Raw genomic sequence first — 12293 nt, forward strand, 5'->3', positions numbered from 1 at the left:
ACAGTGATGCTGTCTGGCCGTCTCACCGAACTTACGTTAGCTGTTTTCCAGAAAACGTACCGGCATACCAGGCATCCATCACCGATAGCAGGTTTTTCACTTCATCCACGGTCAGGCCATACGAGTCGGCGTTTTCATGGGGTTTAACGACGAGTAGCTGAACATCGGCACGCGTATGCAGATAATCGAACTGATATTGCACTTCCTTGTTGTCGTACAGACTCCCGCCAACGTTTCCGGCTTTGCGTAACTGAGTGATCTGTTTATCCTTCGTGGCCGGATCGTGCGCCCAAATCAGAAAATCACGCAGCGGCTGTGTCTGCCGGGCAAAATCATCACGCGTGAAGCCAAAATAGGCGTAACGCTTTCTGACCACTAACGCGATTTTGCTCTTATCATCGGATATCTTGACGTCAAAAGATCGCTTACCTACGGTACAGTCGCGGAATTTAGGCTTGTAGTCGCAGGCGGAAAGATTCTCGGCTTCATACACTTCGTAAAGACGCAGCGTGGCATATTTGTCGAAGGTGGTTATCGCCTGACAGCCGGTTAAGGCAAGAAGAATGAAGGGGAGGACAAGATAACGCATGTTGGTTGTTTTTCCCTGTCTTGTTGCGGGTGTACTAACAGCACTCGATCACGTTGATATACCCTGAACAATACTTGATGATATTTCCATCGTTCGTTATCAACGCCAGACCTTCTATTTTCGCCTGAGAGACTAACATTCGGTCAAACGGGTCTTGGTGCATTTCGGGTAAGGCAGCGAGGTTATAGGCGTGAGTTGCATTCATCGGAAGCTCCAGATAACCCGCTGATAATAAACCTTTCGTCATAGCCTCAGCATCAATGCTAAAGCTGGGTTTGTTCAACGCAGTTTTGATTGCTATCTCTTGTATGCTGACGGAAGAGAAGTAAAAACGGTTATTGTCATCGGAAAGAATGGCGATTGTGTCGCTGCTAAGTTTTTCCGGCTCACCTGCTAACCAAATCAACGCGTGCGTATCTAACAAGTAGCTAGTAGAACGTCGTTTTGGTACATCGTCCTTGTTGATTGCCATCATTATTTCCCATTAAACATGTCGATAATTTCTTCTTTATTCAAATCATTAAAATTCTCTGGGGCTGAAATTTGGCCCTTCATGAAACCAATGCGTGGCGTTTTCTCGGTAACGGTAAGAGGAACGATCTTAGCTACAGGTTTACCGTTGCGGGCGATAACATAGGATTCTCCCGTTTCAGACACATGGTTGATAATTTTAGAGAAATTGGTTTTTGCCTCGTAGAGATTGATTTTCTGCACAGGTCCTCCGAAGAGTTGGTCAAATTCTTCAAAAAAGTTGGTCTATATGAATGAGTCTACTGGTCATATGAGAATTGGTCAATCTATGACCTATTAAAGTGTGGAAAGATTTTTTGTGTCGCTTTCATCGACCGAGAAAATAGGACTGTATTCCCATCTTTGGCAATATTATGGGAATATAGCCCCGATTTGATTATTTTTTGCTCACCGATAGAGGCTGAAAGTTATCACTAGCCTTCGAGGTGATCGATTTCTTCCGTTTAAGCCGCGAGGACGCCACTCGTATCTATGACGAGGTACTTGGCGCAGTGAAAGGTTGGCAAACTGTTGCAAACCGATTGGGTATCAACCGCAGCGAGCAACTTGGCAAACAAGAGGCGTTTAATGTGTAGGGCAGGTCGGTTTCTCTATTAATCAGCGTTTCGCTGGTGCTGCCGTGCCCTTTAGTTCATTCAATTATTTTTCCACTCAATAAACATTTTTTCTGTAATGCCAAGTCCAACGATTGATCCAACATGAAGTTGAGCTAAATCACTGAGTGTCATGGCAATAAATTTATCGGCAGAAGGAATATCATTTTCTGCACAATATTTCTTAAGATATTGTTCTGCAAGCTGTTCATTAAGATTTTCCCGGATAATACTTCCCATCGCCACTTTTCGTACCGCGCGATGTTGTATGCGATAAATATCAATTTCGCCAATCGACTCTTTTACTACATCATATTGCTCGCAAGATCTCGTATAGGCCCATTTGAACAGCTCCAAAGCGGGCAGGAGCTCATTGGTTTCATAGAAATACAGCAATGCTTTAAAGTAATCCTCTTGCGGTACATCAATAAAACTTAACGGGCAAAAATTGTGCTTAATAAAAGGGATATTGCAGGATAATCGAGCAGTTCGCTTGTTTACGTCTTCAAAGGCTTGTAAATACGATAGATGAATGAATAAGAAAAAGCTTTGTTCAAAGGGATCGTGGATTTGTTCTGCTTTGCGTAGCAATAGAGAGAAGTATTCCTCGAGTTGATGGGGGTTGTTTAGCGGAAAATAGGCCGATCTTCCAATAGAGACTTCTATTTGCCTGATATTACCGCATGCGTTGGGATTGGCGAGTAAATCTTGCGAAAGCAGGGCGTGAATATTTCTGATTGTGAAGGGATTAATTATTATCTCTTCGGCATTTTCAATTAAAAATTCAATCGCTTCTTTGTGGTTCATGATCATGATGGTTTCTTCATGAACTTTACCATCGGCTGTCAGCCCCTGCTCTATGAGTTTTTGTGTATCACGCTTGGAGTAGGTATTACCTTCTAGTCGACTAGAGTTATAAGACAAATCAATAAGTAGACGTTGACTAATATTCCTCGCGTAAGTTCCTGCTGCCAGTGTGTCATCACATCGTTTCCCCATTTTCGCCAGCGTTGTTTGTATCTGATTCGGCAGGTACTGAGTGACGTTGGGTAAATAATTATCCAAAATATCAAATTGATAGCTGGATTTTTTACGTGCATATGAAGGCGTATCTAAATAGGCGAGCTGTGAGATAGCCTCTTTGGAAAAGATGGGGTGATTGTCCTCATCTGCACGTATTGTCCTTATGTTGTTATCGATAGTGTCCTTATCGAATGACTTAAGGACACGCAATGAAGATGAGTTGTCCTTATTTGCATAATATTTAGTATTGCGTTTTTCCCCTACCGTCACGATCTGCCCGTCGTCGTACAGCTCTTTAAGCCGGCGCTGTAGTGTTTTCTTATTTATTGAAAAAAATAGAAATTCTTCAATTTCGCCCAGGCTTTTTGCTTCATCGAACTGAAGCATTGCTTTCAAAATTGCTATTTTCTCTTGCTGTATACGATTGTCTTGGCTCATTTTTATCAGGACAGAATAGTCGTCGGTGTCTCTAAACGTAGTAGAGATAAGGACAAAATCAAGCTAATAAGGACAATTCATAGAAATTTTGTCCTTATTAGGGTCGGATAGAGACAGTTTAGGTGAAGTTTGCCGTGCGGTAACAAAATCTAAAGCAGAGTTCAGGGATAACACTTAACAGCCTGTCATGTGTTTCTTTCATTTTTCACCAACGCCAAAACTTCTGCTCTTTTCTCTGGTGACAATGTCAAAAACGTCAGCATCATTTCGGCTAACTCATCGTTCTCTGTGTAGAAGTAGGCGAGCGGCACATCCAGCACTTTTGCTAACTGTTGAGCCGTCTCAATACTTGCTTCGTGAACGCCTTTCTCATAGCGATTGATGCGCGTGCTGGCGACGAATTCATCGATACTAGCAGCGATGCCGAGTTTTTTCTGCGATAAGCCTTTTGCCAAGCGAGCCTGTTTTAGTCGTTGGCAGAAAACGTCATGGTAATTTTGTCTTGTCATCATGACTACGAGAATCGTAGTTTTTTCTTGAGTCAGATACTACGAATAACGTAGTATTCGTAGTGCATGTTCCTTTAATGATGAACAGTTAGGAGGTTAGATGAAAAAGGATTGGCACAAAGCGGATATTATTGCTGCATTACACAAGAAAAGTACTTCAATGGCTGCGCTTTCACGTTCTGTAGGTTTGAGTTCGTCAACGCTGGCAAATGTATTGACGCGTCCTTGGCCTAAAGGAGAGTGGTTGGTTGCAGGCGTACTTGGCGTGCATCCCGCCGAAATATGGCCAAGTCGCTATTATGACATTGAGGGGAGTTTACTTGATCGAAAGTCGAAGATAAGGGGCGATAAGACGTAATGAACGTCTGGCAGATTATTTATTTTCCAGCGAATTGAGTAGCGCTGTTTGCTCTGCTGCGGATAGCTCTGCGAATGTCAGAATCATTCTTGCTAGATTATTATCAGTGGCATAGAAATAGGCGAGGGGAACATCCAGTGCCTCAGCCAAACGGCTGGCGGTGACGAGGTTGGCTTCATGCACGCCTTTCTCATAACGGTTAATTCGGGCGCTTGCTACGAACTCATCAATTCCGGCTGCAATACCCAGCCCTTTCTGAGACAGCCCCCTTAACAATCGGGCATCTTTGAGACGTTGACTGAAAATATCACGATGTTGCTGACGAATATTCATAGCTACGATATTCGTAGGTATGAAGGGTCTTAGATACTACGTATATCGTAGCCTCTGGTTTTGGTTAGTGATAAAAAATGAAAACTCACCTTCTCAGAAGGTGAGTTTGGCTGAACGGGTTATTAGGTGAAAGCCAAATGACTTTTTTAATGAACTCGGGTCATTACTTGCTACATATTGATTTGATGATACCTACTTTGAGGAAGGAAGCGGCTTGCGTGTTTGAGATGCTGGTTGAAGGGCTAAATCGCTTTCGGTTAAATTGGGGTAGCCAAACTACATCATTTTCGAAGCGAAAAGGATGATTTTTATGCGGTTATGAGTCGTGCAAGTGTTCACGCTCGACTTTTTTCTCAGCAGTGATAAATATTTTTATAGCAGATGAATATGGCCTCGTTGCTACAAAAATAAAGCATCTTCAATAATCTCAGGCATAAGTGGTCTGTTCTGAGTTTTTTCAGAACAGACATCTCAGCTAATCTATCAAGCTACTTGCTTAGCTGCGGTACTCTCGATGTCGTTTAATAACCTAATTAATGAACGACCTACAGCATAAGCAAGGTTTACAGGTACAGCATTTCCTATTTGTTTGTACTGGGCTCCTAGAGGGCCTGTAAACACCCAATCATCTGGAAATGTTTGAATTCTTGCGTATTCTCTTACAGTTAAAGGACGGGTTTCATCTGGGTGACAGCGTTCAGTCTGTTTTTGAGCTGGGGAACATGTTAACGTAAGAGATGGTTCATCCCATGCTAAACGTCGCGCCATGCCTGTTTTTCCACCGCCGAGATAATAGCTTTTCATCATAAATTCTTTCTGTAAGGCTTCCGGCAAATCTTTCCAATAACCGCCTTCCGGGACGTGATTTAATATATCTACTTTTCGTTTAGGATATTTTTGGCCTTCTGATATAGGAACATCACTATTATATAAAAAACCCTTTTTAAGTGCATCCCTTAAGGTCATTATTCTTGTGTATGGAGATGGCCAAATATAATCTACGTTGGATGATATGTCCTTTCGTATTGCGATTAAAAATAAACGTTCCCGCTTTTGTGGAACTTGAAAAAAAACAGCCTTGAGTATTCTTGGCTCAATAAGGTCATAACCTAGCTCATTTATTGTATTCTTTATAACTTCTAGGGTTTTCCCATTTTCATGGTTTAATAGACCTCTAACATTTTCAGCTAGAATTATCTTTGGGTTTATTTCTTTTACTGCTCTGGCGAATTCAAAAAAAAGGGTGCCTCGAGTATCTTCAAATCCCATTTTTTTTCCAGCATACGAAAAAGACTGGCATGGGAATCCTCCAGATACTATATCTACCTTGTTATAATATGATGAAAAGTCTAAATTGGTAATGTCACTTTCAACAACATTCCAATCTTCCCTATTTTTTCGTAGAGTTTGGCAAGCATGTTTATCAATTTCATTAAGCATAACAGAGCTGAAGCCTGCTTTATTCATGCCTATAGCAAGCCCTCCTGCACCAGCAAATAATTCTACCAGTGTATATGCTCTATTAGGGACTACGCTGATTTCTTTATCCCATGAGCTATTGAATAAAAGTTGCGCCTGTTCGAAGTTCTCTAGCTGAGAACGGTGGTAATAACGATAGTTGTTATCATCATGGCGTGATGCAATCAACGCCCCATTATTATCCCATCTGCGAAGGGTTTCTTTTGAAACCCCTAATATATCAGCAACTTGTGATATTGAATAATACTCTGGAATCATGTTATATAGTCCATGTAGGCTGATCATGGTTACTACTGTATAAAGATATAGCCCATTAGTCAAACCTTACTCATGGTTATTTTATTTTTTTTATTGCCTCTGTATTTGCAAGTGCATTCACCACCTTTTCTAGTTCTTTACTATATCCCGAACCTGTTATTGCTTCATCAATGGCTTTCGCTAAGTCTTGGTAAAAATTTTCATCACCAGTTAGTCTATGCCAAAAATCTTTCCCGGTAATAACTGGGAAATGATATTGCTTAGTTATTCTTTTGTAATGGCTACTTAAATCAAATTTTTCCCCGTAAATTACTCCAACAATCATATTGTCAAAGCCTAATTTTAGGTTGTTAGTTCTGCCTAAATTTATTATTCCCTTGAAATGGCCTGCAATTGTTTCTACATCATCTTTATTTATTGTGTTTGGTCCGGCTTTTAATTGACAATATTTTCTTAGTCCATCTATTTGATCAGTGAATTCAATATCTATGCCACTAGTGGTGCTTCCGAAAACATCTAAAACATCGCTTGTGAAACTTTGTATGTTTTGCCCAAAAGATGTTGTGATTGATGTTCCTAACACTCTTGGGTATATAAGTGCTTTTGCTATGCTTTCTGGGGACGAATTACCTGTAAGGAAATTAGCTAAGTAAACATTCAGGAATGGGTTTATCTTAAATTCCGCAGGGTCAATTAATTTTTCTGTGTTTTTTATATGATTTTTTATAATTGTATCCGTAAACCATACTTTTGCTTTTTCGAGAATTTCTTCTTTTTTTTCTTTATTTAACATGATGTTATTTTAGTTAGTGTTTGAACCGAACTATGAGAATAGTTTTTTTTATCCTAAAATTCAATGCATATTGCATATGAAGTGGAATTCTAAATAGCTTCGCATAATAATATTCCACTGTATGGGAATACAGCCTTTTGCAAATTACCAAGATTAACGGCTAGCCCCCATCTGGTGGTCGTTTGCCGATGAAACATCCCCGACGCCTTATGCCACAAGCCTTCACTAAAGTGGACATCAAAATGGCGAAAAGCAGGTAGATACACTGGCGTTGACATCCTCCTTGCTAGATTTGCAGCAGTAGGACAGGCAGATAGCGGGTCTCTGCCAACAAGGAACCTGTAAGTCCGGATGGCTGGGAGTCGGACGATGCCATTAACCAAATGCACCGTTACCGTGATGCGTTGATCCGTATTACACAAGATAAATCATCCGTTGGGGGCCAGAAAAGTCGCCCAGTGTTTGGCGCATTTGCCCTCTATCCCGGTTTTTTTAACCAAAACGTGGAAGATAATCCTTACTTCGATGCGATTTCTGAGGTGGGAATTGGAGCGTTTGCGCTGCTTCCGAACGACGATGGACAGGTTGGATGCCGCTGGATTGTTGATTTTCTAAAGCGTCAGCTTGGTGTTGCGGGAAATAACTACAGCACGCAAAAATTACAAGAACGCTTATATTTGCAAGAAGCTGCACGCATCCCTTATTACGGAATGGGGCAAACGCTTTATCCCGATCTCGTGATGACGGCATCCTTGGGCGGCACGAAAGGACGAGCCAGCACGTATTTTGCTAATTTTGAAAACGGTACATCAGCGTGGTATCACACAAGAGCTGAGACATTTAATGCGGCGATGAAAAAGTCAAAAAATCACGTAGTCGCAGAAATACGTTATTTAGCCATCGCCTCAACGAGTGGTGTTGATCATCACTGGAAGTCCATTAAGAAGATATGGCCCGTTAAAAGCCAAAAAATCGTTAAAAGAAATGAACTAGGCGTTGAGCACACGGGCAAGTTAAGTGTCGATACCTATGACTGCATTTTATTTGAATTAGGTAAACCGCTGTCGCTAAACACACCGATTGAAAACGTTCCTCACAGACCAATCCGTAACTCGATGAAGCTAACAACATTGGGTGCACTGGAGGAAGCCCAGCAATTTAATACGGTGAAAGAGGTTTATGAGGAAGCATTGACCGTACCGCCTTCGGGAATGAGGGAAGGGGCGTAATGCGCGTTCTTGCTTCTTCATGATGATCGCCAATAAGAAAAAACTCCCTGAAAACAGGGCATTATATAAGCGGCTTACGCGATACTAAAATTACTCGATATTGTGAGTCGGTGGGGTAAAGCCTTGCTGTAAGCGTGTTTGTGATCATGTGTTTTTGCTATGTGTACACGGTAAAATCAAGTGCTCTATTTTTTATCCAGTTTTTTTGCAGCAGACTCTAGCTGTTTGATGCTTTTTTCTGGCGCAGGTAGATTCTCTGGCATAGTCCCGCCCAATTCCTTGATTGTTTGCCTTACTTTCTTTCCCACTTCAAAGTGAATGTCATTGGCTTTTTGCTTTGATTTAACATTATCCCTGCGGAGCTTCTCTTCAGCCTGGGTTGCTCGGAATAGGTTGGCTGCTAATTCAGTGGACCCTATGTGGTCGAGTATCTTTTGGCTTTTCTTGAGGCCTTTCCGTTGATGTATGGCCTTTTGGTCTAATCCGCCGTACAGCCCTTGATAACCATGATTTTGAAAAATAGCAAAATCTAACGTGGTTTCAACTCCGGCTTGTTGTGCCGCCTCAACCAATTGTTTGTTATGTTCTTTTAATTCGTTTCTAAGAAAAAGGCGCTTTTCGTCTTCGCGTAGCCGCTTAAATGTCTCATCGTCAGCTAGCTCCTGCCGCCTTGTCTGTATTGCAAAGTATGTTTGCCCTGCTGCTATGACGGGTTTTGTGGGGTCTCCGTTTTGCACAACTAAGTAGCAAGCGTATCGGGAAAGCCTTATATCCTTTAATTCTCTTTGCGCACCTGAACCAATTTTGACCATACCGAGGACATCCTCGAAATGGTCATCAACATTGTGCCCGCTGTTGATGTAGTCCCCCCTAAATTTAGTCTTACCGCTTAATGGAGTTCTCTGGTTAAAATACAACCAATGGAGGCTCATCATGAAGAAAGCGCGTTTCACTGAGACTCAGATCCTGCGGGTTTTGAAAGAAGTTGAAGGTGGTCGGCATGTGAAGGATGTGTGCCGTGAAAACGGTGTGTCGGAAGCCAGCTATTACAACTGGAAATCTAAATACGGCGGCATGGAGTCCTCTGATATCAAACGGATGAAAGAGTTGGAAGAGGAAAATCGCCGGTTAAAGCAAATGTACGCATCCCTGAGCTTAGATCATGAAATTCTTAAGGATGTTGTTTCAAAAAAACTTTAACGGTGCCTGAGAAGCGTGAACTGGTGCATTATGTTATGACGGAACATCAGGCCAGCGAACGACGCGGGTGCCGGATTATCGGTATCAGTCGAAGTCTGTTGCATTATTGCCCGAATACGGCGCGGGATCTGCCTGTAGTCGAGGCGCTACAAAAACTGGCGCATCAGTATCCGGCCTATGGTTTTGGACTTATGTTCAATAAGTTACGACAGGCAGGGTTACTGTGGAATGCAAAGCGGGTTTACCGGATCTATCGATTGTTGAAACTCAACTTTCGGCGCAAAGGGAAAAAACGTTTACCTAACAGGCATCCACAGCCGTTAGTTATACCGCATAAAATGAACCACTGTTGGTCAGTTGATTTTATGAGTGATGCCTTGAGCGACGGGCGGCGATTCAGGTTATTTAACGTCGTTGATGACTTTAATCGGGAAGCGCTGGCCATCGATGTTGATTTGAATATACCGGCTCATCGTGTTGTGCGAATTCTGGAACGATTAAGCGCAGAACGAGGCTACCCGGCTTTTATACGAAGTGATAATGGGCCAGAGCTCACCGCCGCAGTCTTAGCCGAATGGGCAGAACGCCACGGTGTGAAACTCGATTTTATTCAGCCCGGAAAGCCGATGCAGAACGGATTTATCGAGCGATTTAACAAAACGCTACGAACAGAAATACTCGATATGTATCTGTTCAGAACCTTGTCTGAAGTGCGTGAACTCACAGAGGACTGGCGCACAGAATATAACGAAGAACGCCCGCATAGCTCACTGGGTGATATGCCACCTGTTATCTATGCGCGGCAAAAACTGGCCGGAGATCCTCATTGGCGGTGGTACTAAAAACCGGAGGGACTACATTGAGGCAGGCTTCTTTTGCTCGTTCTAAAACAGGAGTGAAATGACGATACTCTGAGTAATCCAGCAGCTTTGCTAGCTCTCGCGCTGACTAATATTCTGCTCCTTCGTCATCAACTTGCTTGATTTCTTCAAAAGGCTGGTGGTGCTCGTTCATCGCTCACTCCATGTATTTTGCGCTGGTGGGTTTTGTTTTAGTCACTGGATCTGCGGAATGTTTGCTTCAATATCCCACATTCTGATTATTGTATGATAGACCTCTCCCACAATAAGGAACCACACCAGCCAGAGAATGACAGCCACAAAAAAGAGATAATCGGCTTGTGCAGCTGGTCTGGTTGATAACGCGCATCCCCATGAATCCCTGAATAACCTGACGCCGGAAGAATACCAACTGATGGCTGAAAATCCGGAAATCTCAAAAAGTGCGTGGAACTAAAACAGGTGTGCCATCAGAACCAGTTCCTGTTCCAGACGGTTATTTTCCAACTGTACCTGCGCATCTTCCTGCTTGCTTTGCAGACGCTCGCGCTGACCAGCAGAATATGCCAGTATGCTGACAACTTATTAAGTAATAATCTGTATACCTTTGTCTTGCGCAGGTCTACACTACATTACTTATTTGGTAATGTAGTGTAGACCTATGGCTAAATCTGATGAGCTATTAAACGCGTTGGCCAAAGCAGTGAACGCCGGTGGCGGCATTCACAGTGTAACAGAGCTGGCTTTTATGCAGGGTGTGCCTTGTGACTCAGCCTTTAGAAAATTCCTGGCAGATTGCGTAAAGAAGGGGTTGCTAAGACGAGTGGTGAAAGGCTTCTATGAAAGTGTTATTACACCACCTGAGCCTGAGACTGCCATTTATAAAATCATCAAAAAGTTGCGCAGCAGCGTATTGAGCTACATCAGCTTAGAAAGTCAGCTCAGTCATACCGGTGATATTTCACAAGTTGTGATGGGTAGAGTCACTGTGGTGACTAAAGGTCGAAGTGGTTGTTTTGATACGCCTTATGGCGTGATCGAGTTTACCCATACTAAAAAGCCAGTCGAGCAAATTGCACCTAATTTGTATTATGACCCCGACATCAAAATGTATCGCGCATACAAGGAACAAGCGATTGCAGATCTAAAACACTGCCAGCGCAATCTACATATGTTGGAGAGCTAAGCATGGGGGAGTGTATGGGAGATAACGTATGCTGAAGCAACAAATTCGCCAAATTGTCCAGTCAAACCCTGACTATGCCGCAGTGACACCCGTCATAGAAAAAGAGATCTTGCATCATGACATTATGGATGTGCTGATCAAACAGGGCGTCATGCAGCGGTTAACGTTCATTGGCGGCACCTCATTACGAATGTGTTACAACAGCAGCAGGCTATCAGAAGATCTTGATTTCAATGGTGGTCATGATTTCAAGCCCTCAGCGTTTGAGGGGCTGGAGTCCGAAATCCAAACCTATATTCAGAACAAGTATGAAACCGAGGTTTGGGTAAACAAACCTTCTGGCGAGCAGCAAGGGGATACCGTTTCTTGGAAAATTAGTATCGTAAAAGAAGCTAATCGTCCTGATTTTCCTCGGCAAAAAATGCATATTGACGTCTGTGCTATTCCGTCATTTGATATTGAAAAGCGCCCGCTAATCAATCATTACGACATTGTTGTACCGACTGAAGGGATCTTGGTTCCGGTACAGTCGTTACAAGAAACATTGGCTGATAAGCTGATCGCGTTAGCGTATCGGGCAAGACGTATTAAACCTCGTGATATCTGGGATATTATTTGGATTAAGCAGCGCGGTATTGATTTATCCAAGACACTGGTTGAAAAGAAGCTCACCGCCAGACAGAAGCAAATAGAAGACTTTCGACAGGCGTTGTCTATTCAGTTAGCCAAGCTAATGTCGGAAGATGAAGTCCGTGACGACTTCAATATGGAAATGAGCCGCTTTATCCCTAAGCCAATTAAAGAGAGAACTCTCGATAATCCTGAATATTGGGCTTATGTTCAAGGCGAGGTGCATGCCATCGCGTCTGAGTTACTGAATGACGGAATACCAAAAAATCCATTTGATATGGGTTAGCCCCATGTTTTTCTCCCTC

At 42.7% G+C, this 12293-nt stretch carries 13 protein-coding genes and 3 pseudogenes; 5 read left to right on the forward strand and 11 right to left on the reverse strand.

Annotated elements, in window-relative coordinates; translation table 11 throughout:
* Positions 1-31 precede the first annotated feature (31 nt).
* The 5 genes from LOZ86_RS01395 to LOZ86_RS01415 all read right to left on the reverse strand — a co-directional run bounded on the left by LOZ86_RS01395 (position 32) and on the right by LOZ86_RS01415 (position 3686).
* Positions 32-589: a hypothetical protein gene (locus LOZ86_RS01395; RefSeq protein WP_039513374.1), complete on the reverse strand. Its 558-nt coding sequence runs from the start codon at positions 587-589 to the stop codon at positions 32-34.
* Positions 590-623: 34 nt separating this feature from the next.
* On the reverse strand, positions 624-1064 hold the full coding sequence (locus LOZ86_RS01400; protein WP_207783057.1) for a type II toxin-antitoxin system VapC family toxin: 441 nt from the start codon (positions 1062-1064) through the stop codon (positions 624-626).
* Positions 1064-1303, reverse strand: a complete 240-nt coding sequence (locus LOZ86_RS01405; protein WP_039483142.1) for a type II toxin-antitoxin system Phd/YefM family antitoxin — start codon at positions 1301-1303, stop codon at positions 1064-1066. Before LOZ86_RS01405 ends, LOZ86_RS01400 begins: the two co-directional genes overlap by 1 nt.
* A gap of 452 nt (positions 1304-1755) precedes the next feature.
* The gene (locus LOZ86_RS01410) at positions 1756-3174 is read right to left on the reverse strand and encodes a Fic family protein (RefSeq protein ID WP_039483139.1); all 1419 of its coding nucleotides are present in this window, start codon (positions 3172-3174) and stop codon (positions 1756-1758) included.
* Between the two features lie 185 nt (positions 3175-3359).
* A complete protein-coding gene (locus LOZ86_RS01415; RefSeq protein ID WP_111778839.1) occupies positions 3360-3686 on the reverse strand; it encodes a helix-turn-helix domain-containing protein in 327 nt (108 codons plus the stop codon).
* Between the two features lie 97 nt (positions 3687-3783).
* On the opposite strand from LOZ86_RS01415, the gene LOZ86_RS01420 reads away from it, so the two are divergent.
* Entirely contained in the window at positions 3784-4041 is a 258-nt protein-coding gene (locus LOZ86_RS01420) for a helix-turn-helix domain-containing protein (RefSeq protein ID WP_111778840.1), read from the forward strand.
* 15 nt (positions 4042-4056) lie between these two features.
* Here the strand turns inward: LOZ86_RS01420 and LOZ86_RS01425 are convergent, their stop codons facing one another.
* The 3 genes from LOZ86_RS01425 to LOZ86_RS01435 form a co-directional block, all read right to left on the reverse strand.
* Positions 4057-4374: a helix-turn-helix domain-containing protein gene (locus LOZ86_RS01425; protein WP_039513379.1), complete on the reverse strand. Its 318-nt coding sequence runs from the start codon at positions 4372-4374 to the stop codon at positions 4057-4059.
* Positions 4375-4857: 483 nt separating this feature from the next.
* Positions 4858-6111, reverse strand: coding sequence for a DNA (cytosine-5-)-methyltransferase (gene dcm / locus LOZ86_RS01430; RefSeq protein WP_039513381.1), 1254 nt, complete (start codon positions 6109-6111; stop codon positions 4858-4860).
* Positions 6112-6187: 76 nt separating this feature from the next.
* Positions 6188-6904 (reverse strand): PmeII family type II restriction endonuclease, encoded by a 717-nt coding sequence (locus LOZ86_RS01435; RefSeq protein ID WP_039513383.1) that lies wholly within the window; start codon positions 6902-6904, stop codon positions 6188-6190.
* Between the two features lie 383 nt (positions 6905-7287).
* Between LOZ86_RS01435 and LOZ86_RS01440 the strand changes: the two genes are divergently transcribed.
* Complete coding sequence (locus LOZ86_RS01440; RefSeq protein WP_230242783.1) at positions 7288-8133, forward strand: DUF8743 domain-containing protein; 846 nt, start codon at positions 7288-7290, stop codon at positions 8131-8133.
* Positions 8134-8318: 185 nt separating this feature from the next.
* On the opposite strand, the pseudogene dinD (LOZ86_RS01445) reads toward LOZ86_RS01440, so the two are convergent.
* Positions 8319-8990, reverse strand: a pseudogene (dinD, locus tag LOZ86_RS01445) (DNA damage-inducible protein D); the annotation flags it as partial.
* 76 nt (positions 8991-9066) lie between these two features.
* Between dinD (LOZ86_RS01445) and LOZ86_RS01450 the strand changes: the two are divergent.
* Positions 9067-10175 (forward strand): IS3-like element ISEca11 family transposase gene (locus LOZ86_RS01450; RefSeq protein ID WP_103164902.1). Its coding sequence is split into 2 segments (ribosomal slippage): positions 9067-9319 and positions 9319-10175, totalling 1110 coding nucleotides; the frame shifts between segments, so codons are not numbered across the junction.
* A 16-nt stretch (positions 10176-10191) separates the two neighbouring features.
* On the opposite strand, the pseudogene dinD (LOZ86_RS01455) reads toward LOZ86_RS01450, so the two are convergent.
* A pseudogene (gene dinD / locus LOZ86_RS01455) lies at positions 10192-10347 on the reverse strand (DNA damage-inducible protein D); the annotation flags it as partial.
* Between the two features lie 290 nt (positions 10348-10637).
* A pseudogene (locus LOZ86_RS01465) lies at positions 10638-10724 on the reverse strand (YicC/YloC family endoribonuclease); the annotation flags it as partial.
* 109 nt (positions 10725-10833) lie between these two features.
* Here LOZ86_RS01465 and abiEi point away from each other — a divergent pair.
* Positions 10834-11358 carry a type IV toxin-antitoxin system AbiEi family antitoxin gene (abiEi, locus tag LOZ86_RS01470; protein WP_039483130.1) on the forward strand — a complete coding sequence of 175 codons (525 nt, stop codon included), beginning with the start codon at positions 10834-10836 and terminating at the stop codon, positions 11356-11358.
* A 28-nt stretch (positions 11359-11386) separates the two neighbouring features.
* Entirely contained in the window at positions 11387-12274 is an 888-nt protein-coding gene (locus LOZ86_RS01475) for a nucleotidyl transferase AbiEii/AbiGii toxin family protein (protein WP_039483127.1), read from the forward strand.
* The last annotated feature ends 19 nt before the right edge of the window (positions 12275-12293 follow it).

It is taken from the genome of Pectobacterium parvum (genome assembly GCF_020971565.1).
GTDB classification, from domain to species: Bacteria; Pseudomonadota; Gammaproteobacteria; order Enterobacterales; family Enterobacteriaceae; genus Pectobacterium; species Pectobacterium polare.

Excerpts from the sequence above, each read along its gene's own strand:
- LOZ86_RS01395 (WP_039513374.1), bottom strand. The coding sequence starts at position 589 with ATGCGTTATCTTGTCCTCCCCTTCATTCTTCTTGCCTTAACCGGCTGT.
- LOZ86_RS01400 (WP_207783057.1), bottom strand. The coding sequence starts at position 1,064 with ATGATGGCAATCAACAAGGACGATGTACCAAAACGACGTTCTACTAGC.
- LOZ86_RS01410 (WP_039483139.1), bottom strand. The coding sequence starts at position 3,174 with ATGAGCCAAGACAATCGTATACAGCAAGAGAAAATAGCAATTTTGAAA.
- LOZ86_RS01415 (WP_111778839.1), bottom strand. The coding sequence starts at position 3,686 with ATGATGACAAGACAAAATTACCATGACGTTTTCTGCCAACGACTAAAA.
- LOZ86_RS01420 (WP_111778840.1), top strand. The coding sequence starts at position 3,784 with ATGAAAAAGGATTGGCACAAAGCGGATATTATTGCTGCATTACACAAG.
- LOZ86_RS01425 (WP_039513379.1), bottom strand. The coding sequence starts at position 4,374 with ATGAATATTCGTCAGCAACATCGTGATATTTTCAGTCAACGTCTCAAA.
- dcm (WP_039513381.1), bottom strand. The coding sequence starts at position 6,111 with ATGATTCCAGAGTATTATTCAATATCACAAGTTGCTGATATATTAGGG.
- LOZ86_RS01435 (WP_039513383.1), bottom strand. The coding sequence starts at position 6,904 with ATGTTAAATAAAGAAAAAAAAGAAGAAATTCTCGAAAAAGCAAAAGTA.
- LOZ86_RS01440 (WP_230242783.1), top strand. The coding sequence starts at position 7,288 with ATGCACCGTTACCGTGATGCGTTGATCCGTATTACACAAGATAAATCA.
- abiEi (WP_039483130.1), top strand. The coding sequence starts at position 10,834 with ATGGCTAAATCTGATGAGCTATTAAACGCGTTGGCCAAAGCAGTGAAC.
- LOZ86_RS01475 (WP_039483127.1), top strand. The coding sequence starts at position 11,387 with ATGCTGAAGCAACAAATTCGCCAAATTGTCCAGTCAAACCCTGACTAT.